General features: G+C 71.8%; 17 protein-coding genes, 1 tRNA gene and 1 pseudogene. 6 read left to right on the forward strand and 13 right to left on the reverse strand.

Annotated features, from left to right (window positions below; all coding sequences use genetic code 11):
- Positions 1 to 390 precede the first annotated feature (390 nt).
- Both HH311_RS28380 and HH311_RS28385 read right to left on the reverse strand, forming a co-directional pair.
- Positions 391 to 840, reverse strand: a complete 450-nt coding sequence (locus HH311_RS28380) for a hypothetical protein (RefSeq protein ID WP_169187086.1) — start codon at positions 838 to 840, stop codon at positions 391 to 393.
- A gap of 17 nt (positions 841 to 857) precedes the next feature.
- Entirely contained in the window at positions 858 to 1,382 is a 525-nt protein-coding gene (locus tag HH311_RS28385) for a L,D-transpeptidase (protein ID WP_169187087.1), read from the reverse strand.
- Positions 1,383 to 1,781: 399 nt separating this feature from the next.
- Between HH311_RS28385 and HH311_RS28390 the strand changes: the two genes are divergently transcribed.
- Positions 1,782 to 1,854: transfer RNA gene (locus HH311_RS28390), tRNA-Lys, on the forward strand.
- Positions 1,855 to 1,911: 57 nt separating this feature from the next.
- Here HH311_RS28390 and HH311_RS32290 read toward each other — a convergent pair.
- Together HH311_RS32290 and HH311_RS32295 are read right to left on the reverse strand one after the other, a co-directional pair.
- Positions 1,912 to 2,592, reverse strand: coding sequence for a site-specific integrase (locus HH311_RS32290; RefSeq protein WP_312030466.1), 681 nt, complete (start codon positions 2,590 to 2,592; stop codon positions 1,912 to 1,914).
- A complete protein-coding gene (locus HH311_RS32295; RefSeq protein ID WP_248304321.1) occupies positions 2,507 to 3,055 on the reverse strand; it encodes a phage integrase central domain-containing protein in 549 nt (182 codons plus the stop codon). Before HH311_RS32295 ends, HH311_RS32290 begins: the two co-directional genes overlap by 86 nt.
- Before the next feature lie 763 nt (positions 3,056 to 3,818).
- Here HH311_RS32295 and HH311_RS28400 point away from each other — a divergent pair.
- Positions 3,819 to 4,343: a hypothetical protein gene (locus HH311_RS28400; protein ID WP_169187088.1), complete on the forward strand. Its 525-nt coding sequence runs from the start codon at positions 3,819 to 3,821 to the stop codon at positions 4,341 to 4,343.
- A gap of 263 nt (positions 4,344 to 4,606) precedes the next feature.
- Here the strand turns inward: HH311_RS28400 and ygiD are convergent, their stop codons facing one another.
- Positions 4,607 to 5,473 (reverse strand): 4,5-DOPA dioxygenase extradiol, encoded by an 867-nt coding sequence (ygiD, locus tag HH311_RS28405; RefSeq protein WP_312030467.1) that lies wholly within the window; start codon positions 5,471 to 5,473, stop codon positions 4,607 to 4,609.
- Positions 5,474 to 5,733: 260 nt separating this feature from the next.
- On the opposite strand from ygiD, the gene HH311_RS28410 reads away from it, so the two are divergent.
- Complete coding sequence (locus tag HH311_RS28410) at positions 5,734 to 6,588, forward strand: polysaccharide deacetylase family protein (protein ID WP_312030468.1); 855 nt, start codon at positions 5,734 to 5,736, stop codon at positions 6,586 to 6,588.
- A 497-nt stretch (positions 6,589 to 7,085) separates the two neighbouring features.
- On the opposite strand, the gene HH311_RS28415 is transcribed toward HH311_RS28410, so the two are convergent.
- Entirely contained in the window at positions 7,086 to 7,541 is a 456-nt protein-coding gene (locus tag HH311_RS28415) for a RidA family protein (RefSeq protein WP_169187089.1), read from the reverse strand.
- Positions 7,542 to 8,153: 612 nt separating this feature from the next.
- Here HH311_RS28415 and HH311_RS28420 point away from each other — a divergent pair.
- Entirely contained in the window at positions 8,154 to 9,263 is a 1,110-nt protein-coding gene (locus tag HH311_RS28420) for an LLM class flavin-dependent oxidoreductase (RefSeq protein ID WP_211190928.1), read from the forward strand.
- A 273-nt stretch (positions 9,264 to 9,536) separates the two neighbouring features.
- Here HH311_RS28420 and HH311_RS28425 read toward each other — a convergent pair whose 3' ends face one another.
- Together HH311_RS28425 and HH311_RS28430 are read right to left on the reverse strand one after the other, a co-directional pair.
- Positions 9,537 to 11,471 carry an acetoacetate--CoA ligase gene (locus HH311_RS28425; RefSeq protein ID WP_169187090.1) on the reverse strand — a complete coding sequence of 645 codons (1,935 nt, stop codon included), beginning with the start codon at positions 11,469 to 11,471 and terminating at the stop codon, positions 9,537 to 9,539.
- A 108-nt stretch (positions 11,472 to 11,579) separates the two neighbouring features.
- Positions 11,580 to 13,211, reverse strand: coding sequence for a DUF6777 domain-containing protein (locus HH311_RS28430; protein ID WP_169187091.1), 1,632 nt, complete (start codon positions 13,209 to 13,211; stop codon positions 11,580 to 11,582).
- Positions 13,212 to 14,652: 1,441 nt separating this feature from the next.
- Here HH311_RS28430 and HH311_RS28435 point away from each other — a divergent pair.
- Positions 14,653 to 15,381: a transporter substrate-binding domain-containing protein gene (locus HH311_RS28435; RefSeq protein ID WP_169187092.1), complete on the forward strand. Its 729-nt coding sequence runs from the start codon at positions 14,653 to 14,655 to the stop codon at positions 15,379 to 15,381.
- 138 nt (positions 15,382 to 15,519) lie between these two features.
- On the opposite strand, the gene HH311_RS28440 is transcribed toward HH311_RS28435, so the two are convergent.
- Entirely contained in the window at positions 15,520 to 16,164 is a 645-nt protein-coding gene (locus HH311_RS28440) for a TetR/AcrR family transcriptional regulator (protein WP_169187093.1), read from the reverse strand.
- A 78-nt stretch (positions 16,165 to 16,242) separates the two neighbouring features.
- Between HH311_RS28440 and HH311_RS28445 the strand changes: the two genes are divergently transcribed.
- Positions 16,243 to 16,707, forward strand: a complete 465-nt coding sequence (locus HH311_RS28445; protein WP_211190929.1) for a hypothetical protein — start codon at positions 16,243 to 16,245, stop codon at positions 16,705 to 16,707.
- On the opposite strand, the gene helR is transcribed toward HH311_RS28445, so the two are convergent.
- From helR to HH311_RS28465, 4 genes and pseudogenes are all read right to left on the reverse strand, one after another.
- Positions 16,694 to 18,859 (reverse strand): RNA polymerase recycling motor ATPase HelR, encoded by a 2,166-nt coding sequence (gene helR / locus HH311_RS28450; protein WP_169187094.1) that lies wholly within the window; start codon positions 18,857 to 18,859, stop codon positions 16,694 to 16,696. The genes HH311_RS28445 and helR overlap by 14 nt on opposite strands.
- Before the next feature lie 228 nt (positions 18,860 to 19,087).
- Positions 19,088 to 20,392 (reverse strand): DEAD/DEAH box helicase, encoded by a 1,305-nt coding sequence (locus tag HH311_RS28455; RefSeq protein ID WP_396027469.1) that lies wholly within the window; start codon positions 20,390 to 20,392, stop codon positions 19,088 to 19,090.
- A gap of 293 nt (positions 20,393 to 20,685) precedes the next feature.
- Positions 20,686 to 21,531, reverse strand: a complete 846-nt coding sequence (locus HH311_RS28460) for an SDR family NAD(P)-dependent oxidoreductase (RefSeq protein WP_169187095.1) — start codon at positions 21,529 to 21,531, stop codon at positions 20,686 to 20,688.
- A 38-nt stretch (positions 21,532 to 21,569) separates the two neighbouring features.
- Positions 21,570 to 23,435 (reverse strand): annotated as a pseudogene (locus tag HH311_RS28465) (hypothetical protein); the annotation flags it as partial.

Raw genomic sequence — 23,435 nt, forward strand, 5'->3', positions numbered from 1 at the left:
GCGGCTTCGATGTCGTTTGCGGGGCGGGCGATCTCGGCTTAGCGTGGTGGCACACGGGAGAGGAGGTGGTCCGACGTTGAAGAACGACAGGACTCGTGAGGTGTCCGTCAGCTAGTCGACGTCAGGTCGTGGATTGGCCGGTGCCGCCCCCCGCGGGCGGACACGTCGACCGGTGAATTCCCGATGGACACCAGGCCCCCGGAGCGCCCGGATCTCGTCCACCCGGGCCCCGCGGCATCCCGCCGCGGGAAGCACGCTCCGGGGGTTTCCCGTCTCTACGGCCGGCCGGTGCCCCGGTGCCTCGTGACGGCAATGGCACGTTCCTGGCATCCGACGCGAGGACGGCGCCGCTCACGCATGCGCCGCGCCCGACGTCGGGCTGGTCGTGACCTAGCGAGCGGCGTGGCGGGGCCGGTCGTCGACCCCGAACGACGCGCCGTACGGGGCGTCGAACTGCGAGCCGAACGGGGCCGCGTCGTCGTCCTCCCGACGACGACGGCGCCCGCCCTCCGGCCGTTCCCCGAGGGGCAGGTCGGCGAAGCCGAAGCCCGGCACGTCGCCGGTGCGCGGGGCGTCCAGCGAGTACGGGGCCTCGGACCGGCCGGCCGGCGCGGACGAGGGAGTCGGGCTGACCGAACCGTGGGGGCCGGTGCCGGGCAGGTTGCCCTCGCCGACCCACTTGGCCTCCTGCGCGACCTTGTAGGTCTGGCAGGGCCACGACGCCGTCTCGCCCGAGACGTTGCGGCATGCGTTGCAGCGTCCCGCGGCGTCGGGCACGTGCTCGGCGAGCACGCGGCGGTAGACGTCGGGCATCTCGGACATCACCAGGGCCATCGACATGCGTCTGGCCTCCTCACTCAGGGCAGAACCTGGACCTCGTCATTGACCTGCAGGTAGTTGAAGAACGCCTTGGAGTCCTCGTCCCCGAGGTGCACGCAGCCGGCCGAGGCGCGCTGCAGGCTGCCGCCGTGGAAGGCGTCGCCCGGCGCGAAGAACACCGAGTACGGCATCGGCGCCTGGTTGTACTCCCGCGAGTGGTGGTATTGGTCCTTCCACATCACGTGGAACACGCCCTGCGGCGTCTCGTTGCCGGGACCGCCCGTGGTGACGGTGACGGGGCCGCGGGTCACGTTGCCCTTCCCGTCGGTCAGCCACGCCTTCTGCTGCGAGATCGAGACACAGGCCTTGGCGGCCGCCTCGCACGGCGCCTTCGCCGGGCCGGTGGCGGGCGCCGGGGCGGCGGCCGGTGCGGGCGCGGGCGGGGGTGCGGCAGGCGCCGCGAGCGCGGGCACCGCGGCCTGGAGCACCCCGACGCCCACAGCGCTGCCCGTGAGCAGGGCGCGCGTGACGCGGCGGTCGGAGTGCTTCTGGTGACGACCCAACTCGAGTCCTTCCCGAACGAACGCTGCAGTGATCGGCCCCGCCGTGGAGCAGGACCGGCGACGACGATACGTCTCGGTCAGGTCACCGATCGCGATCGGCCGCATCACGGTGGGTCGTGTCCCGGGTGGTGACGCCCGGTGGCCGGCGCGGCTGGACGCGGCGTGTCGCAAGCCGTTGACCTGCACTTTCGGCCTATCAAGCCGGCGCGTGGACGCCGGACCGTCCGAGGTTGCCCGGCGAGGGGATGGTCGTTGCGTGACCTCGGAGGCAGCGAGGCAACCGGTTGTGCCCGAGCTGTCCGCTTCCGGGCACGCTCCCGAGCAGGCGTCGCGCGCCGAGTGGAGGACCGAGTGCGCCGAGTGGAGCAGGTGACGACGACGCTAGGCTTCCCGACCAGCGGGCCTCTAGCTCAATGGGCAGAGCATCGGACTTTTAATCCGCTGGTTGTGGGTTCGAGTCCCACGGGGCCCACCCTCTCCGCAGGTCAGCGTTGGTGTGACGGTGGCGGGGTCGTTCGGCATCCATGACTTACCCATGGGATTCGTCCTCTCGGTCGTGCCAGGCGTCGAGGGCAGAGGCCGCGCCGGGGTTCGCGATCCGGCGGCCGTAGTAGAAGTTCTGGGTCATCGAGACCTGCGCGTGCCCGAGCTGGTCGGCGATCGCGCGGGGCGACTGGCCGGCGCCGTCGAGCACGGTGGCGCAGGTCTTGCGGAACACGTGGCTGGTCACCCAGGCGAAGCCCTTGGAGCCCCGGGCGTCCCGGAGGGCGCGGCGGGTGTTGGACGGGTCGCGCCAGCCGCCGAGGGTGTCGGGGAAGACCGGGCCCATGGCGTCGCCGTCGGGGTTCCGCTCGCGAAGCATCTCGAGGGCGAAGCGGGGCAGGATCAGTCGGCGCTCTCCGGCCTCGGTCTTGGTCGACTTCCGAACAAGGCCCACGCCGGTGAGGCGGATGAGGGTCCGGGACACGTCGACGGTGGCGGCCTCGAGGTCGACCTCCGGCCAGGCGACCGCCAGGGCCTCCCCGATGCGGACTCCGGTGGCCAGCATGAAGCGGCACAGGTCCGGGAGGTCCTTGTCCCGCGCGGCTTCGTCGGCCTCGAGCTGGGCGAGCCAGGCCCGGCACTCAGCGAGGGTGAGGGCCCGTGTCGGCTTCCGTCGGCCGGCGTGGACCGGGCTGAGGTCGCGGACCGGGTTGGAGGCGGACGGCACCGTGGCGGACGGCCAGGCCCATGACTCCGGAGAGCACGGAGCGGGCGAGCTTGGCGGCCGCCGGACCTCGACGAGCGCGGACGGTCTGGACGAAGGAGTCGAGCACCGGGACGGTGGCCTCCCGGACCCGCAGCGAGCCGACACCAGGAACGACGACGGACTCCATCTGGCGGCGGTAGAGCTCGGCCGTGCCAGGGGAGCGCTCCCCGGCTTCCACAGCGCGCTCGACCGACGCGAACCAGAGCGAGGCGACTTCCTCGAGGCGGGTCTCCTCGGTGATGCCGGTGCCGAGGCGGGCGCGGTCTCTCAGCGCGAGCTTGAGGGCATCCGTGGCCTGCACCTTGGTCGTTCCGCCTCGCTCGACCTGGCGCGTCTTGCCGTCGAGGTCCCGGAAGAGCGCGATGGCCCGGTACTTGCCCTTGGTGCCCTGGACGCGGATGTGGCCGTAGGTACCAACGGGCATGGGCGGACGGGGCATCGCTTCAGCCCGCCGCCGGCCGGTCGTCGAGGTCGGCGAACCAGGCGCGGACCTCGCCGGGGTCGTAGCGCAGCCAGCGGCCGACTCGGCGACCACGCGGGCCGTAGCCGGTGCGGCGCCACTCGTAGACGGTGCGCTTACGGTAGGCCCCGTCGTCTCAGGCCGAGCGGCGAACACCGAGAGCAAGGCCCCGCCGGCCAGGGCGACCTCGTGCTCGACGACGGGGTAGTAGCCGAAGACGACCTCGTCAGGAAGGTCGGCGTCGATGGCGGCCGCCACCATAACGCTGCGCCCGTCATCGTCACTGTGCGGCCAGTGTTCATCGGAGATGCCGCCAGTGTGGGGCCGGAGGTCAGGGATGAAAGCACCCGACGAGCTCGAGCAGCGCGGGTGTGGGGGAGCAGTGGTGGTCGGGACGGGGCCTCACCCACGACGACGCGCCCGAGGGCTGCCAGACCGCCCGCACGGCCGCAAGCGCCACCAGGCACCACAGCTGGCGGTCGACGACGTGAGGGGCGCTTGCACCCGCACGAGCGGCCCGGCAGGTCAGAGACCGCGCCGCCGAGGGAGAGACCCCGAGGCCGGGGCCTGCGGCATGGCGATAGACCGTGCGGCCGACGTGGCCGGTGCGTACGTCCGCCGGGTCTGAGTCGAGTGATCTTCCAAAGAGGGAGTAACACCGGGTCAAGAGATCCCGAATCGAGCGGTGACCGAGATCTGAAGTGGCACCCAGAGGGGACCTAGGACCGTGAGCGCTGGCGGGCAGCACGTGCGGACGCGCAAGCCGTCGAGGCTGGTGAGCGCCGTTCTGGCGCTCATCGTGGTGGCAGGGGCCGCAGTCTTGCTCTCCGGCGCGGCGGCACCGGCACAGCCCTACAGGTCCGAGCCGACCTACCCCATCACCACCCAGCTGCCGTTCTTCCCAGGAAGCTACGTCGGTCTCCCGTACCCGGTCGCTCGGGAGACGCGGGCCCAGTCCGCCGCCTACGTCTACGAGGTATCGAGCAACTATCCCGTGTCGGGGCTCGACTACATCGCGTCCAACGGCGACCTCGAGCGGCTTGGGACGCTCGCGGGAAGCGCCGTTACCGCCCCCTGGAGTCTCCGCGTCGAGCCCGAGCCGAACGGGAAGGCGCAGCGCGTGTCGGCCTACTCGGGCAGCGACAAGGGCGACACGTGGATCACGTGCACCCTCCGGGACGCATCCGGTGCCGTCGTGCAGACCGCGACCGACCGAGGTGCACAGGTACAGTGCTCCGCGTGGTCGAACTGACGCCAGGCGTCGCCCGGCGGACCAAGATCGGCCCATGAGGTACCCATGAGAAACGGCCCGGCGGCCCCTGTCACGAGTACGGAGCCGCCGGGCCGCTCTGTAGGCGTTCTCGCAGGTCAGCCAGGCTGTGTTGTCATCAACGCGATGAGCCAACCAACGCCGGACGACAATCCGCTGGTTGTGGGTTCGAGTCCCACGGGGCCCACAAGCCGTCGAGCTGCGGAGACGGTCGTCCGCGCTGCGACCTCGGGGTCGAACGGACGTCAGATGTTGGACGCGTCGGGAGGGAGGTCGGCGGGCGGTTGCGGAACCCCGGTGTCGACGGAGCTGCCGGAGCAGGGCGCGCCGAGGGTGTAAGCCGTCATCGACAACGACCCGTAGGCGTAGCCGTCGACCAGGACGTCGATCTCGGGCGCTTCGTCGGCGCCGGCCAGCCCCGCGAAGTACAGCGCCGGGATGAAGTGATCGGGGGTCGGCACGGCGTGCCGGAAGTCGGCGTGGGCATCGAGTGCGGCGAACTCCGTCGGCGCGGTGAGCATCCGCTCGCGGGAGGCCTCGCTGAAGCGCTGGGCCCAGTCGTAGCCGTCGTCGGCGAGGCCCCAGCTCATCGCCCCGAGGTTGTGCACCACGTTGCCGCTACCGATGATCAGGACTCCCCGACGGCGCAGCGGGGCGAGCTTGGCGCCGAGCTCGAGGTGGTAGTCGAGCGGCTTCTCGGCGTTGATGCTCAGCTGCACCACCGGGATCGAGGCGTCGGGGAACGCGTGCAGCAGTACCGACCAGGTGCCGTGGTCGATGCCCCAGCTGTCGACGTCGGCACCGACCCAGGTGGGGTGCACGGCCTCGCTGACCTCGTCGGCGAGCTCTGGGAGCCCCGGAGCGGGGTAGTCGACGTCGAAGAGCTCGGGCGGGAACCCGTAGAAGTCGTGGATGGTGCGCGGCCGGGGCATCGCGGTCACCGCGGTGGCGTTGACGTACCAGTGCGCGCTGATCACCAGGATCGCCCGGGGACGGGGAACCGTCGTCCCCAGTGAGTGCCAGGCGGTGGTGTAGCGATTGACCGCCAACGCGTTCATTGGGTTGCCGTGCCCGAGGAAGGCCGCAGGCATGACCGCATCGTTGCTGTCCACCGGCTGAGGATGCACCACGTCGCCGACTCCGGATCGCCATCGAGCGGAGCATCTGCCCTGAGATGTGGTTGACCTGCTCGCCGGCGAGGTCGGCATGGCTCTGGTCGACGCCGGCTGTTCCCGTGACGCCGCAACCGTGTCGGCGACGGCGGCCGAGCAAGGCCGGGACCGGAGTCGGGTCCGGCGCTCCTTGCGCGTCCCGGACCGATCTCGGAACGCTCGGGAGAGGGTCGGTGTGGGGCACGGTCGGAGGGGACGACGTGGACGGCAGCGCAGGGGGGACGGGGCAGGGCGGAGCCCCGCGGGTGCGGATGCCGTCCGGGGCCGGCCTGTCCCGCCGCAGCGTGGTGACGATGCTCGGGGTGGGGTTGGCGGCCTGGCTGAGCGGATGGGCCGAAGGCACGGTCTCCGCGTCACCCCGGCCAGGCGGCCCGGGGATCGCGGCCGGACCCGGGCGGGACGGTTCGGCGATCGCGGCGCCCCCGACCCCGGTGGCGAGGACCCAGGTCGTGCCGCCCCCGCCCGGCAAGCCGATCGCGTTGACCATCGACGACGGCTACGCGCCCCAGGTCGTGGCGGGCTACGTCGAGTTCGCGCGCCGCACGGGCGTCCACCTGACGTTCGGCCCCAACGGGACCTACGCGAGCGCCTGGGCCCCGCAGGCAGGAGTGCTGCGGCCACTGATCGACGCAGGCCAGGTGCAGATCATGAACCACACCTTCAGCCACCGATGGCTGACGCAGATACCGGCGGGTCGGATCAGGGAGGAGCTCGAGCGCAACGAGCAGTGGATCGCGGCCACGTTCGCGACCACCTCGCGGCCCTACTGGCGCCCGCCGTTCGGGGCGCACAACGCCGCCGTGGACGCCGTCGCCCGGGACGTCGGCTTCACGAGACCCGTGATGTGGACCGGCTCCTACGGGGATTCCACCGTCGTCACGCCGCAATTCCTGCTCGACCAGGCCCGGCGATACCTGACCGCCGGGCGGATCGTGCTCGGCCACGCCAACCACCCGACGGTCCTCGGGCTGTTCGACCAGATCAGCAGCATCATCAGGGACCGGGGCCTGCAGCCGGTCACCCTCGACGAGTTCTTCGGGACCCGCCGTCGCTGACCGCTTCCGGCGCCGTGGTGCGGTGCGGGTCGTGTGGTGCGAAACGACGTCTCCGCGTTCGACGACCTCGCCGGCCTGGACGCGTTCGCGCACCGTCCCGAGGTGGGGGAATGGGTCACGACCAGCGCGGCGACGGTGGGGGCCTCACCGCATCGCTCGGATCGGGATGACGTCGCCGAGCTCGAGCCGCCGCGGTTGCTCGACTGGCCCTGGGGACGCCGCGCGCTGCACTGGTCGGGTACCGGTGTCGACACCGTGCTGCACGGCACGTCCGCGCCGCGGCCCCGCGCTGAGTACCCGCGCGGCTCGCCTGCCTGCCCGGCCCACGTCGCCACCGGCGCAGCAAACCGGTCAGCCCGATCTGAGCAAACCCCGACGACGGTGGGGCGTCATCGTGCCGCCCCGACGAGCTCTCTGAAAGACACGTGGACGAGCCGGGCGCGACGAGCGCCGAGGCCGGCCGCGGTCAGGGCGACCATCGTCGATCCTGCCAGGCGCTATCGGGCCTTGACCTGGACGACGGCTTCGATCTCGACGGCGATCCCGATGGGCAGCTCGGCCAGCCCCACCGCGGAGCGCGCTCCCCGGCCCCGGTCCCCGAGGACCTCGACGAGCACGTCCGAGCAGCCGTCGATGACCTGGGGAGTCGCGGTGAACCCCGGCGCGCAGTTCACCATGCCGAACAACTTCACCACCCGCTCGACTCGATCGAGCCCGCCCAGCTCGGCCCGCATCGTGGCCAGCAGTTGCAGCCCGGTCAGCCGGGCCGCGGCCTGCGCGGCGGTGAGGTCGAGCCCACCCGGTCCGATCTTGCCCAGGACCCATCCGCCCTCCGGTAGTGCCGGGCCCGCTCCGGACAGGAATAGCAGATCCCCGACGTGCACGGCCGGCACGTAGTTGCCCTGCGGGGGCCGCGGGGCCGGTAGTGGGTCTCCGAGCTGCCAGGCCGCCACTGTTCCTCCAGCACTGTGTGTTCGATGGTGGTGGTTGCTGCCGTCCGGGGGCGCCGGAGCGGCCGTGTCTGGGCGACGCCGCCGCCTGGAGGGCGTCGACGTGCGCGTCGGCTGGTTCAGCCGCTGCTGCCGGCTTGTCCGCTGTGGCGGCCTGCGTGGCCTCCGCCGTCGCCGTCGCTGCCAGTGCCCGGCGTCGTTGGAGACCGAGGTCACGAACGGGGAGCCTAGGGCCCCCGAGGCAGGCCAGGCTCTTGTGCAACGACGTCGATCGCCGAACCGGCGCAGACCAGCACGGTCGTATCCGATCGTGGAAACACTCGGCAGCCGGGCAAGACCGCGGCGCTCTGATCGTCCGGCGGGAGCGCCGGCCGTGCACGATTGTCACGGACCGCCGCACATCATGAGCATACCGCGAGTAGTTCGGACGATTTTCGCCCGGAGAGCCGACAGCGCTGTGGCGTTGTCACCGAGTCGGACGATTGCGGCCTCCACTTCGGCTGTCACTCTCGATTGTGGGCCGTACGTATCGCGGGAATAGTCCCGGTGTCGTGGTGGATCAATTCCGACGAGGCGACCCACCAGCGAAGTCGGCCCAGGATCGGTGATCACACCATGAAGCTCGGACTCGTTTTCCCACCCTTCTTTCCGACGGTCGGCGCCGAGATGACGATCGACGCCGCCCGATCCGTGAATGCCGACTCGCTGTGGTCGTTCGACCACCTGCTGGGCGTCTTCCATCCCACGCTGTACCGGGAGATGGAGTTCGCACAGCTGGCCCCCGACCCCGACGGTCTGTTCGATCCGTTCTGTCTCTGCGCGTGGGCCGCCCGCTCGACCGATCTACCGTTGGGCATCGCCGTCACGGACGGGATCAGACGGGGCGCCGCCGACGTCGCCCGCTCGGCGCTGAGCCTGCAACACCTCTGCAAGGGCGGGTTCAACCTAGGGGTAGGGGCCGGCGAGGCGGAGAACCTCGTCCCGTTCGGATATCCCTTCGAGCGGCCGGTGGCGGCGACCGAAGCGTTTCTCGCCGACCTGCGGGAGCTCCTCGACCAGGGCACGATGCCTCGCCATGGTGGGCGCCTGGGGTTGCCACTCCAATCCGAGACCGGGCCGCCAAGTGTGTGGATCGCGGCCCACCGTCCGCGCATGCTCCGTCTGGTCGGCCGCTACGGAGACGGCTGGCTGCCTGTCGACGCGCCCACCGCCGAGGAGTACGGCCAGCTCAACGCCGAGGTACTGGAGCAGGCCCGGCGGGCAGGACGGCCCGATCCGGAGGCTGCCCTTTTCGTCTTCCTGGTCCTGGGTGAGAGCCGTGCTCGGCTCCGAGAGATGTTCGAAGCCAGTCCTCTCGCGAAGCTCTTCGCGCTGTGGATGGCGCCGGCCGCCGCGTGGGCGAGATACGGGCTGCCCAGCCCCGCGGGCGAGAGCGGCCGGGCATACATCGACATCATCCCGCATCGACTCGATCCCGACGTCCTGCGGGACTTCGCACCTCGCATCCCGTTCGAACTGCTCGAGGAATACGTCTTCATGGGCAACCCGAGCGAGGTGGCCGATCGCCTCGGGCGATATGCCGACGCCGGTCTCGAGCACCCCGTCATGATGAACCTGACCGGTCTGGTGGGCGGCATGACCGAGGCGTTGGCGCGGGGGCCGCAACTTGGGGAGCTGTGCGATCTCCTCGCAGCGGGTCCCGTTCGAGTCGGTGCTCGGGGCTGACGACGAACGCCTCGAGGGCCCTTTCCGGGCCGCTGCGACGCCGGAGGAGCGGACCTAGCCGACGTGGTCGTCCACTGCGAAGCCGGTGTCGTCGACGGCGAGTCGACCGGGCGGTCGAGCATGAGCAGCGCCTCGACCTGCCACGGCACGGAGCCGTGGTCGACCGCCAGCGGCTCCAGCAGGTCGTCGGGCCCGGTCGATCACCTCGTCCGTCGGCACCTCGACAGCGTGACCGCCGGACGCTGCACGCCCCTGGACCCGAGGTCCCGCACGTCAGCGGTAGGCGTCCCGGAAGGCCGGCACGGCGTCGGCCCCGGCCACGGCGTCGGGGCTGATCACCTCCTCGACGGGCCGGCCGCGCAGCACCTGCTTGATCGGGCGCTCCAGCTTCTTGCCGGTCAGCGTGCGCGGCACCGCCGGGACGGCCGCGATGAGGTCCGGGACGTGCCGGGGCGACAGGTTCCGCCGCAGCCCGCGGGCGATCCGCGCGCGCAGGTCGTCGTCGAGCTCGGCGCCGTCGGCGAGCGCGACGAAGAGCAGCAGCTCCCCGTTCCCGCCCTGGTCGTCCTCCAGGTGCACGACGAGCGAGTCGGCCACCTCGGGCATGTCCTCCACGACGTCGTAGAACTCCGCGGTGCCCAGCCGTACGCCGCCGCGGTTCAGCGTCGCGTCGGAGCGCCCGGTGATCACGCAGCTGCCCCGCTCGGTGAATCGCACCCAGTCGCCGTGGCGCCAGATGCCGGGGTAGACGTCGAAGTAGGCCTCGCGGTAGCGCTCGCCGTCGGGGTCGTTCCAGAACCCGACCGGCATCGACGGCATCGGGGCCCGCACGACGAGCTCGCCGAGCTGCTCGACCACGGAGTTGCCGTCCTCGTCGAATGCGGCGACGTCGTGGCCGAGCCCGGCGCCGGCCATCTCACCGCGCCACACCGGCTGCCAGGGCCCGCCGCCGACGAAGCCGCTGCACACGTCGGTGCCGCCGCTGAACGGGTTGAGGACGAGGTCGGGTCCGAGGTGCTCGTAGACCCAGTCGAACGCCTCCGGCGGCAGCGGCGCGCCGGTCGTCCCCAGCTGGCGCAGCTGCGGCCACCGCGGGGGCACGACGCCCTCCTTGCGGCAGGCGGTGAGGAACCCGGGGCTGGTGCCGAGCAGCGCGACGCCGGTCTCGGCCGCGAGCCGCCACTGCTCCTCGAGGTCCGGGAACAGCGGGTTGCCGTCGAGCATGACGAGGGCCCCGCGGTGCAGCAGCACCGAGATCGTGATGTTCCACATCGCCCAGCCGGTGGTGGTGAACCACAGCGTGCGGTCGCCGGGGCGGATGTCGAAGTGCAGGCCGAACAGCCGCAGGTGCTCGAGCAGGATGCCGCCGTGGCCGTGGACGATCGCCTTCGGCAGCCCGGTGGTCCCGGAGGAGAACAGCACGTAGAGCGGGTGGGAGAAGGGGAGCTCGACGAAGTCCAGCGGCCCGGGCTCGGCGAGCAGCTCGTCCCAGGTCGTCGCGTCCGGCACCGGGTGCGGCCCGTAGTCCAGCCCGACGACGTGGCGCACGCTCGGCAGCCCCTCGCGGATGCGCGCCAGCTCGTCGCGCTGGTCGATCTCCTTGTCGCCGTACCGGTACGACGCGACGGCGAGCAGCACGGTCGGCTCGAGCTGGGAGAGCCGGTCGACGACGCTGCGGGCGCCGAACTCCGGCGCGCACGACGCCCAGATCGCGCCGAGGCTCGCCGCGGCCAGGAACACGACGAGCGTCTCCGGGACGTGCGGCAGGTACCCGACGACCCGGTCGCCCTCCCCGACGCCGAGGCGCACCAGGCCGGCGCGGGCGCGTCCGACCTGCTCGCGCAGCTCGCCGAAGGTGAGCTCCCGAGGCCCGCGGGTCTGCGAGCGGGCGATGACCGCGACGCGGTCGGTGTCCTCGTCGGTCCCCAGCATGTGCGCCGCGTAGTTCACGCGGGCCCCGGGGAACCAGTCCGCGCCCGGCATCGCCGAGGACCCGAGCACCCGCTCGTAGGTCCCCGGGACCCCGTAGTGGTCCCAGATCGAGCCCCAGAACGCCTCCGGGTCGGCCACCGACCAGCGCCACATGGCCTGGTAGTCCTCGAACTCCAGCCCGTGGGCCGAGGCCAGGTACTCGCGGTAGGCGCCGATCCCGGTGCCGTCCACCGGACCCGGGGCGCGGAGGAGGGTCGGGGCGTCGCCGGCGCTCATGGTCGTGAATGGTGCCGTGATCGGCGTCTCATCGCGAGACCCCCGGGACGCGACGGACGCCCGGCCCCAGGGCTGGGGCCGGGCGTCCGTCGGTCGGTTCGGATCGGATCAGTAGTCGGAGCCTCCCTTCGACGTGTTCTTCGCGCCGCTCGAGGAGGAACCGCTGCTCGAAGAGCCGGAGGTGGAGCCCGAGCCCGAGGCCTTCGAGGAGTCGTCGGAGCCGGACGTCGACGTCGAGGTGTTGTCGGAACCCGTGCCCGTCGCGCCGGTGCCGGTGGCTCCGGTGCCGGTGGTCCCGGTGCCGGTGGTCCCCGACCCCTTCGCGGCCGAGTCCGCGGAGCCCGTCGCAACTCCGCACCCGGACGCGGCGTCGGTGACGACCTTCGGGCACACCGGGACGGTCTGCCCGGTCGCGGTCCCCTGCGCCGGGTCCTTCGCGTGGTCCTTGCCCTGCGGGGCCTCGCCGCCGTTCGGCTGCACCGTGGTCCCGCCGCCCGGGAGCGTCACCGGGGTGCGCTTCGTCGAGCCGTCGGGGTTGAGGATGCCGCCGTCCGGCGTCGTGATCGAGCCGTCGGGGTTGACCTTGTTCGGCGGCTCGACCCGGAACTTGGAGCGGAAGTTCCCGTCGGTCCCCCAGACGACGACCTCGCCGCCGCTGATCACGGTCGCGGTGCCGTCGTAGTTGCGGATGATCGTGGGCTGCGGCGCGAGCGGCGTGCCGGAGGCGTCGACCGCCTCGCCGTCGAGCCGGATGGTGAAGCCGGGGACCGTGGTGGTCCCGCCGACCGGCAGCTGGATCGTCTGCGGCGGGATGACAATGGCCGTCCGCTCGGTGCCGTCGGGGTTGAAGACCTTGCCCCCGAGGCTGAACGACCCGTCGGGGTTCTTCACCGCGCCCGCCGGGATCGGCGCCTTGGGCATGACCACGGTGCCGTCGGCCTTGACGATCCGACCGTCGGAGAGCAGCACGGACCCGTCATAGTTGTAGCGGGCGTTGGGGGCCGGGTTCGGGCCCGGGTGCGGCTTGGGGTCACGCGGGGTGGGCACGTCGACGGTGCCGCTGCCGGCGATCGTCGTGAAGTGGAAGGTCGTCATCGCGGTCGGGGTGACCGTGACGGCGTTCGGGACGGTGGCGCCCGCGGTGAGCGGGTTGCCGTTGTAGCACTTGACCGTGGGCTCGCCGTAGCTGTTGACCAGCACCGCGGTGCCGGGCGCGAGGACGGCGGGCCGCTCGACGAACGCGCCGTCGGTGAAGGGGTGGTCGGTCACCGAGGTGGCGGCCCGCAGCACGACCGGCGAGAGGCTCCGCACGAACGCGGGGACGTCGGCGGGCCCGAGCCCGAAGACGCCGCCGAACGCCGCCAGCTTCGCCGGGTCGGCCTGTAGCGCGGCCATGTACGCGGTGGTGTCGCAGGACGGCGGGGTGGTCGCGGCGTACATCGCGGGGGTGTCCCCGGCCTGCGGGCCGGTGGCGGCCACGGTGGCAACCTGCGGCGCGTCGGTCCCGAACGGCACCGTCGTCGGGTCGCTCCCGGCGAACGAGGTGGACTGCACCGCGGCGGCCTCGCCGGCCCCGGAGAACGCCACCCAGGCGCCCGCGCCCCCGGCGACCAGGGCGACGGCGACCGCCCCGGCGACGATCTTCCCGACGACGGGTCGGCGCGGGCGCCGCACCGGGGGCGGCGGGGGCACGGGACCGGGCGCCGTCGGGGGGCGCACGGTGCGGGGCTCGAAGGTCATCGGAGGCTCCTCGGAGTTCCGGGGCCTCGGTCCGGGCCCGTTCGGTGTCGCCTCGAAGCCTGTCCCGACCACGTCGCCGGGACGATCGTGCGCGCCCCCGCCCGCCGCGGGGGGAACCCTCCGGTCCGCGGGGGTTCTCCCTACTCGAATGTCCACGGAAGCGTTCTGCGGAAAAATCTGCTGGAGCCCTTATCCGATCGAGCGAATACGGAATTCGCCGTTTCACGCCAGTCTGTCCCATGTATTTCGGGGGGAGTGCGGCTGTTCCGCTCGTTTGTGTAGCAAAAGAAGCGATCATTACCTAACGGATCTCTTCTCCCGGTACCAGAGGGCGGCGGCTTAGAGTTCACTAGCATGTGCATCTTTCCTGCAAATGCTACTATGTGGTAACAACGGGGTCTGGTTGTAGTTTGAGTAGGTCGTCTTCCCACGAACACCCACAAGCCGTAACGTCGGGGCTCTCAGAGGCGATGGTCGTTCGACGCGATCCTTGGGGGGCCCTTGACCGTCGAACGCGACGATGAACCCGGTGTGTCGAACCCGGCAGGAAAAAAGCCGTCCGAAACAGACCCGTCGGACCCTCGAACTCCACAGGTGCTGCTTTACCTCGTCTTCCCCTCCCTCCTCATCGTATCGGCCATCCTTGTCATATGGGGCGTTAATGCGGGCGCTAAGGGAAACGCCATTCTGCAAGGAGCGTCTACATACCTTGGCTTTGCCTCGATCTTGGTCGCGTACTCGATCTACTTGATTCCCCGCCTGCCGAGGCGCCGCGTGAGGGCCAAGTTTAGACGGCTCGGATGGATAATAGCTTCTGCAATCTTGACCATGGGGGCCGTGGCCACTTTAGTGCTGCTTGGGATCAACTTAGTACGTTCGGACGTGCAACTACCAAGCCCTTTGCTAGCGACACGGGTTGGTGGAGACCCGAAAATCCCCGGGGAAATTTTGCACTCGGGGGACCTGGCGGACGTGTCAGTGGCGGAAAGCCCTCCCAACAGGAGGTATCTGTCGGTCACGCCTATCGTCGAGAATATGAATCCCACCGGCGACTGCGAAGACAATGTCCGCCTTGCTAGCACGCTCCTCGTAAATGGGCGAGCGATCGAGGGGTTCCCCGCTACTAGCAATAATGAGGAACTAAGGTTCAGAGTAGATTCTGTGCAAACTGGGGTGAAATTGCGGCTAGCTGTTACCTTGCCGGGTGGCTTAGCGGAAACATGTCAAGTTCGCATCATCGTGGTTAATCCTACACTCTTCGATAGATAGTCCTGGAGGCACAATGAACCTCTATTTGCGGCATGCGTGGCGCGTTCTTGCCGCCGGCGGAATCCTGATTCTAATGTCGGCCTGTGGGTCACCGCCGCCTCCCGGGCCGGTGCTCGCTCCCTCTTCGAACGCGGCACCGCCGCCAGTGCCACCCGTTTTCACGGGGCAGAACGTGTATATCGGAACCGCTACCGATTTGCCGCACATCGCTCAGTTCGCGCCAGGTTCGAATCAGAGTAAGGGCTTCGATGTGGACCTGTTTCAGTGGCTCGCCAACAATACGCAACGCGGGTTCTATCCTATCCCGGTACCGCTCCTCATCAAGCAAAGAGAGGACGCCTTGGAGAGCGGTCGCGTGCAGATGGTTGTGGAGGCCTACTCCATCGTCGACGAAAAGAAGAATCGCGTATCGTTCGCGGGTCCTTACATGATAACCCAGCAAGGCGTGATGGTCCGAGCTGGCGATACTCGAATTTCTAGCGCGGACGACCTTGTTGGTAAGACCGTATGCACCCTTACCGGCAGCACTTCCTTCCGTCAACTCGCACCTTTGAACGGCAGGGCAACGATAACCACTGAGGACAGTGGAGCTGAGTGCGTAAAGGACCTAGAGGAAGGGCAGGTGGACGCGGTCACGACTGATCAATTGGTGCTCTACGGCTTTCAGCTCGACGCCTCGACCGCGGTTGCCGTTCTTCCCAATATTCGCTTCGGGCAGTACGAGCGGTATGGCATCGGGCTCCCGAAGGGTGATGTAGCCGCGTGTCAGGCAATAACCCAGTCGCTTGTAACGCTTATCACGAGTCGCCAGTGGGATACGTTCTTCACAGCTGAGTTTCCGGGTCTCGATTCCTCAACTTTCAGACCTAACCCCTATCAGCTCGACTCTTGCAATTCATGACGAGGTATTGGCGAGCGAGGGTTTCCCTCGGCTCAATTTCAGCCGAACTGCTATATCCCTCAGGGTCTGTCCGGCGTACTTCCGTGCAGAGAGTTGTGCAGCCTAACTTGCCTGGAACTTGATCCCAAGCTAGTCGCCTCAGTTGCCTTGACGATCGCTGCGGCGAGCGCCCAAAGTCGGCGTCTTCGCGCGCACCACAACAGCTTCACCCGGCCGCAGTCCCGCGAGGACGTGGTCGACGACGCGGCCGGCCAAGTCCTCCGGGATGTCCTGGTGGGCGATGAGCCGCCGGTAGAAGAACGGCGCGGCGAGCAGGTCGACGACGAGGTCGGCGTCGGTGCCGCGCGGGAGCTCGTCGCGGGCGACGGCCGCCGTCAGGACCCGGAGCAGCGGTTCCCGACGACGGCGGGTGAGCTCGGCGTGCATCTCCCCGAGCGCGGGGTCGCGCTCGGCCGCGTCGGTGAACGCGGCCATGAGCTGCGGGAACGGCGACCCGGTGAGCGAGGCGGCGAACAACGACAGGAGGGCGACGAGGTCGGCCCGCAGGTCGCCGGTGTCGACGTCCGCCAGGGGCCGGAACTCGGCGTCCATGGCGTCGACGAGCAGCGCCGACGGCGACGCCCAGTGCCGGTAGACGGTCGCCTTGCTCGCACCGGCCCGGCGGGCGACCGACTCGATCGTGAAGCCGGGCATCCCGTCGTCGGCGAGCACGTCGAGGGCCGCCCGGAGCACCCGTCGTCGGGCCCGCATCCCGCGGCCGACCGGCGCGCGCGTCTCCGTCACCGTCTTCCCTCCCGTCGATCGAGCCGCTAGCGTATCGATCGTCAACGAAACGCACTCGTATCGATAGAGGTGGTCGCGGTGTCGGCACCCAGTCCCTCCGCGCACACGCTGCCCGGGCAGTCGCTGGTCAACCGGGTGGTCCGCGGGCTGCTGCGCGTCCCGCTGCTCGCCCGGGTGGTCGGGGCGCGGCTCGTCGTCATCGAGGTCGTGGGCCGGCGCAGCGGCACCCGCTACGACGTGCCCGTCGCCTACACCCGCGCCGGCGCGGACCTCCTCGTCGGCACGCCCTTCGCGTGGGGCCGCAACCTGCGCACGGGCGAGCCCGTCACGATCCGGCTGCGGGGGCGACGCCGTCCCGCCGACGTCGAGGCCATCACCGACGAGCCCGGCGTCACCGAGGCCTACACGACGATGGCCCGCGACAACCGCCGCTTCGCCGACTTCAACGGCATCGGGTTCGACGACGACGGCCGGCCGAAGGCGGACGACCTGCACCGGGCCTGGGTGGACGGCGCGCGGGCCTTCCGGCTCACCCCGCGCTGAGCGCCGTCTCCAGGCCGGCGAGCGCCCGCGGCAGCGGGTCCCGGTGCAGGACGCCGAGCCGCTGCGTCGCGCGGGTGAGCGCGACGTAGAGCTCCGCTGCGCCGCGGGGCCCGTCCAGGATGCGGGCCGGGTCGACGACGAGCACGGCGTCGAACTCGAGCCCCTTGGTCTCCGCGGGCGGCACCGCCCCGGGGACGTCGGGCGGTCCGATCACCACGCTCGTCCCCTCGCGCCGGGCCTCGTCGTCGGCGAACTCCGCGATCGCGCGCGGCAGGTCGTCGTCGGTGACCGGCCGGGCCCAGGGCCGGACCCCGCTCGCCCGGACCGACTCCGGCGCCGTCACGTCCGGGGCGAGCTCGGCGAGCAGCGCGGCCGCCACGGCCATGATCTCCGCCGGCGTGCGGTAGTTGACCGACAACGACCGGTACGCCCAGCGGCCGGGCACATACGGGTCCAGCACCGCGGCCCAGGACCTCGCCCCGGCGGCCGACCGCCGCTGCGCGAGGTCGCCGACGACGGTGAACGACCGGTCCGGGCAGCGCCGCATCAGCACCCGCCAGTCCATCTCCGACAGCTCCTGCGCCTCGTCGACGACGACGTGCCGGTAGGTCCAGTCGCGGTCGGCGGCGGCCCGTTCGGCGAGCTCGCGGGTGTCCCGGTCGACGAACCGGTCGGCCAGGCCCTCGGCGTGGATCAGGTCGTCCGCCCTGACCAGGAGGTCCTCGTCCATCTCCTCGTGGTCGAGTCTCAGGACGTCCATGACCCCGGCCGCGTACTCGGCCCGCGCCCGCTGCTCCGCCTCGGCGGCCCGCTCGGCCGCCCGCTCCGCCGTCGGATCACGACCGAGCAGGTCGACGAGCTCGTCGAGCAGCGGGACGTCCGACACCGTCCACGCGGCGCCGTCCGCCCGCCACCACGCCGGGTCCGCCCCGGCCGCGGCCAGCCGCTCGGGCGAGGAGAGCAGCGCGGCGAGCAGCTCCTGCGGGGTGAGCGCCGGCCAGAGCTGGTCGAGGGCGGCGAGGAAGGCCTCGTCGTCGGCGAGCTCGGCGAGCAGCTCGGCACGCAGCTCCTCCCAGGCCGTGCGGTCCTCCCGCGTCAGCCAGCCCCGGCCGATCCGCATGATCGCCCGCTCGGTGAGCGCCCACGCGACGATCTCGCGGAACACCTCCCGGGCCTCGTTGTGCGGCCGCCCGCTCGCGCGCGCCTCCTCCCGGCCCCACGACGCGGTCTCGGCGTCGATGCGCAGCGCGACGTCGCCGAGCCGGATCGGGAGCGTCGCCTCGGGGAGCCGCTGCCGGTCGGCGACCGCGGCGGCGAGCACGTCGAGGGCGCTCAGCGACCCCTTGAGCTGCGCCACCTGCGGGGTGTCCTCCGCGGCGACCGACAGGCCCGGAACGAGACCGCCGGTCGTCGTGAACACGACGTCGGACTCGCCGAGGGAGGGCAGGACCCGGTCGATGTGGTCTCCGAAGGTCGGGTTGGGGCCGACGACGAGGACGCCGTGCCGCTCGATCCGCTCGCGCCGGGTGTAGAGCAGGTAGGCGACGCGATGCAGCGCGACCACCGTCTTCCCCGTCCCGGGCCCGCCCTCGATCACGGTGACGCCGGGATGGTCGAGCCGGATGATCTCGTCCTGCTCGGCCTGGATCGTCGCGACGATGTCGCGCATGCCCTCGCCGCGCGGGGCGTTCACCGCGGCGAGCAGGGCCGCGTCGGCGTCGCCCTCGCCGTCACCGTGCGGGCGCCCGAGCACCTCGTCGGTGAAGTCGACGAGTCGCCGGCCGCGCGAGTGGAACTGCCGTCGGCGTCGCACGTCCTCCGGGTTCGCGCCGGTGGCGACGTAGAAGGGTCGCGACGCCGGGGCCCGCCAGTCGAGCAGCAGCGGCCGGTACTCGTCGTCCTCGTCGAGGATCCCGAGGCGGCCGATGTAGGAATGGTCGCCCGACGTCGAGTCGAGGCGGCCGAAACAGAGCCCGTCGTCCGCGACGTCGAGCCTCCTCGCCTGCTTCGCCGCGGCGCGCACCGCGACGTCGCGGTCCATCGGCGAGGAGCCGGTGTCGGCGAGTGCGGCCCGGTACTCCTCGCCCACCCGGGCGCGTTCCGCGTCGAGTCGGACGTACAGATCGGCGATGTACCCGCGCTCGGCGGACAATTCCTGGTCGTGATCCCGGAACGTCGGTCGGCCCCCCACGTCGGCTCGAATTCGGCCGCGTGATGGTGCGGGAGGACCGGGGTCTTGCCGCAAGTCCCCTGCCCCGCTATACGTTGAGTACGGCGGGAGGAATGGTCCCCGATTCTTCCGCGCCTCAGCTCTCCCGCGTCGCCAGGTGCACCGTCACCTCGTCGCCCGCGGTCCGCCCGGCGCGGACCCCGCTCCTCGTCAGCGGGACCGACGTGCGCCGGCGGTGCCGCCCGAGGAGCTCCCGGTCGCGCCCGCCGTCGTGCCGGTCCGGCGGCCGCGTCCCCGGCCGCCGCGGCGGCGGGGGTGCCCCGGGTCGGTGCGCTGCTCGGACCGGGCCTGCTCGGACCGGCCGTGCTCCGTGCGGGGCGCCGGCTTGGTCTGGGACCGGGACGGCGACGTCGGCTTCGACCGGGCCTGGGCCTGGGCCTGGGGCTGTGCCTGCGGCTGGGGCGGCGCGGCCGCGAGGGGCGCCGCCTCCCCGACGAGGTCGACGATCTCGTGGGCGCCCGGCCCGATCTCCGCCGCGCGGGGCCGGATGCCCGCCTTGCGGGTGAGCTTCGCGACCTCCTCACGCTGTTCCGGCTGGACCAGCGTCACGACGTCGCCCGCGGCGCCGGCGCGGGCGGTACGGCCCGACCGGTGCAGGTAGGCCTTGTGCTCCGACGGCGGGTCGACGTGGACCACGAGCGCGACGTCGTCGACGTGGATGCCGCGGGCCGCGATGTCGGTGGCGACGAGCACGCGGACGTCGCCGTCGCGGAACTGGCCGAGGTTGCGGTCGCGGGCGTTCTGGCTGAGGTTGCCGTGCAGCTCGCTCGCGGGGATGCCCGCCGCCGTCAGCTGGCGGGAGATCCGCCGCGCCGAGTGCTTGGTGCGGGTGAACAGCATGGTGCGGCCGTGGCCGCCGGCCAGCTCCCGGATCACGGCGTTGCGGTCGTCCTTGCGGACGGTGAACACGTGGTGGGTCATGTCCGGGATCGGCTCGCTCGCGCGGTCGACGCTGTGGGTCACCGGCTTGTGCAGGAACTCCCGCACGACCTTGTCGACCTCGCCGTCGAGCGTCGCGGAGAAGAGCAGCCGCTGCGAGCCGCTCGGGGTGCGGCGCAGGAGGCGTCGGACCGCCGGCAGGAACCCGAGGTCGGACATGTGGTCGGCCTCGTCGAGCACCGTGATCTCGACGTGGTCGAGGTCGAGGATCCCCTGCCCGATCAGGTCCTCGAGGCGGCCGGGGCAGGCGATGAGGAGGTCGACGCCGCGGCGCAGCGCCTGCTCCTGGGGCCGTTGCCCGACGCCGCCGTACACGACGGTCTGCTCGAGCCCGAGCGCCTCGGAGAGCGGGGCGAGCGCGTCGCGGACCTGGCTGGCGAGCTCACGGGTGGGGAGCAGCACCAGTGCCCGGGGCCGCGAGCGGCGGGTCGGGGCGTCGCAGCGGGCGAGCTTCGCGAGCACCGGCAGACCGAACGCGAGGGTCTTGCCGCTGCCGGTGCGGCCGCGGCCGAGCACGTCGCGTCCGGCGAGCGCGTCGGGGATCGCCGCGGACTGGATCGGGGTCGGCTCGGTGATGCCGTGCTGCGCGAGGACGGTCGCGACCGAGGGCGAGACGCCCAGCGCGGTGAACGGCAGGGGAGCGTCAGAGATGGAGAGTCACCTGGTTCCGGGTGGCCGCCCGGCGGGCTGTGCGCCGCGCCCGGGGCGGAGGTACGCCGGACAGGCAGGCCCGACGTCGTGTCCTCACCAGTGTCTCACGGCCGCGGTCGCCACCCCGTCGGTGCGGGCGGGGACGACCGTCACAACGATCAGCGCGTCGTCGTGAGGTGCCCGGCGGCGAGCTCGAGGCTGCGGGCGCGCAGGGCGTCCCGGACGCCGGCGTCGTCGGCCTGCGGGTTGGGCCGTGCCGGGCGCAGGCGGTCGAAGAACCGGCCGGTGGTGCCCTCGAGCGTCGGGTCGACCGCGAGCCGTCGCGTCGCCTCCACCCCGGAGTCGAGCGTGTCGACGGTGCGCCCGACCTCGTTCAGGACGATCTTGGTGGGCATGTAGGTGCCGGGGTGCAGGCTCGTCGCGGTCAGCCGGTCGGCCGGGAAGCGCCCGGCGAGGTCGAAGCAGTTCATGATCTGCGCGAGCTTGCTCTGCGCGTAGGCGCGGCTGCCGGAGTAGCCGTGCTCGAGCTGGAGGTCGTCGAGGTCCAGCGGGTGCTGGCCGAGGGACGAGACGTGCACGACGCGGGCCGCGCGGTCCGCGGTGGCGGAGGCCGTGAGGAGCGGCAGCAGGTTCTCGGTGAGCACGAACGTGGCGAGATAGTTCACCGCGAAGCGCAGTTCGAGGCCGTCGTGGCTGGTGCGCCGCTCGCGCCCGTCGGGCTCGCCGGAGCCGATGCCGGCGTTGTTGACGAGGACGTCGAGGCGATCGACGGCGGCGGTGACCTCGTCGGCCAGGCGGGCGACCTGGGCGAGGTCGGCGAGGTCAGCAGTGACCGTGACGGGCTTCGGGGCACCGGCTTCGCGGACCTCGCGGGCGACCCGCTCCAGCTTCGCGGGGTCGCGGCCGTGCAGCACGAGCCGGACGTCGCCGTCGGCCGCGAGACGCAGCGCGAGGGCCCGGCCGAGGCCGTCGGTGGCGCCGGTGATCGCCAGGGTGGTCGTCATGCCCGCCTTTCTACGCGGTGGGCTCGGCGGTCCTGGTCTCAGAAGTCGGGGTCGTGGTCGTAGGGGCTGGGTGGGGTCTGGGGTGCGGTGTGGGTAGTGGCCTGGGTCAGGCGGGCGGCGGTGGTGCAGGCGGGGTCGGTGAGGTGGCCGTGCTGGTTGCGGCGGGCCGCCCACGGCGGGGGTGTGCGCGGCGGTGGGGTGTAGACGAGGTCGGGGATGCTCATCGGCGCCTCGGTCGGGGCCAGGGGGGCGGGCGCGGGCTTGTACCGCGCGGCGGTGACGGTGTGGGTGGTGCCGGTCGGGGCGCTCCAGAGGAAGGTGCCGGGCTCGGGCTGGGTCAGCGCCCAGTCGGGGTGTTCGTGTTTGAGCCGGTGGTGGGATTCGCAGAGCGCGCCGAGGTTGCTCGCGAGGGTGGGGCCGCTGTGGAGCCAGTCGCGGGTGTGGTCGAGGTCGGCGCGTAGCGCGGGCCGGTCGCAGCCGGGGAAGCGGCAGGTCTGGTCGCGGGCGGTGATCCAGGCGGCGAGCTCGGCGCCGGGGTGGCGCCGGCGGCTCTCGGCGTGGGTGTTCGCGGGGTGTTCGGTGGTGGGGCGGGCGCGGGCCCGGGCGAGCGCGGCGTGGGCGGTGGTGAGCAGGGTGGCGTCGCGGCCGAGGTGCTCGGTGGGGTCGAGGTCGTCGAGGGTGTGGGTGTGGGCGGTGAGTTCGACGACTTGTTTGCGGTGCCGGCCGCGGCGCCGGGCGCCGCGGGCCCCGAGTGGGGGCAGGGTCAGGACGTGTTCGAGGTGGCCGTCGGGGTCGTAGAGCAGGAGGCGGGTGGCGGCCCCGTCGCGGGTGCGGGCGAGGTGGCGGGCGGTGGAGGCGACGACGGTGCCGTAGCCGGGGACCTCGCCGGGGCGCTGGTCGCGGCGCAGCAGCGTGGTCAGCTCCAGGCGCACCGCCACCCCGGACCGGAACGCCACCGGCGCCCTGCCGGACCTGCCTTCCGCTCCCGGGTGCTCCCCGGGACCGTCAGGGGGAGGCTCCCCGTCCTCCAGCGACCCCGGATCGGACCCCACCCCGCCCGGCTCGTGCCCGCCCGGCTCGTGCTCGGTGGGCTCGTTCTCGTGGTCGCGAGGGCTGGGCTGGTGGTCGGGGTCCTCCGGGGTGTGGTGGTCCTGCGTGTCGCGGTCCGGCGAGGTCTCGTGGCGAGCGCCGTCGGCGGCGTGGGCTGCAGGTCCGTGGCCGTCTGCGCCGCCGCTCGTGCCGGGGCCGCGCCCGTCGGAGCCCGAGCCGCCGCAGCCGTGGCCGTGGTCGTTCGGGGTGCGCTCGTCGAGGTCGCCGTCGTCGGTGCCGCGCTGGCCGGGGCCGGGGCCGGGGCCGGCGTCGGTGTGGGCGTCGGTGTGGGCGCGGGCCCCAGGGCCGTGCTGCGGACGGTTCCTGTCAGGGGCGCTCGGGCCACCAGCAGCAGAGCCGTCGTTGTTCGGGTCCTCGTCGGCACCGCCATCGCGCGGGGGGTCGTCGGGACCCGCGCCGCCAGCCGCGTCGTCCGGACCGGCGCCGGGCCCGGCGCCGCCCGCGCCGTCCTCGGGACCGGCAGCACGAGGACCGCTGTCGTCAGGACCGCTGTCGTCAGGACCGCTGTCGTCAGGACCGCTGTCGTCAGGACCGCTGTCGTCAGGACCGCTGTCGTCAGGACCGCTGTCGTCAGGACCGTCGTCGGGCCCGCTGTCGTCGGGCCCGCTGTCGTCGGGCCCGCTGTCGTCGGGCCCGCTGTCGTCGGGCCCGCTGTCGTCGGGTCCGTCGTCGTCGGGCCCGTGGCCGGATCTGTTGGGGGTGAGGAGTTCTTCGGTGAGGGTGGTGATGATGGTGGTGTCGTCGGCGCCGACCAGGTCGGGGTGCAGCAGCCGCAGGTAGACGTGCGCCTCGGC

This window comes from Actinomycetospora sp. TBRC 11914, from assembly GCF_012933465.1.
GTDB lineage: Bacteria > Actinomycetota > Actinomycetes > Mycobacteriales > Pseudonocardiaceae > Actinomycetospora.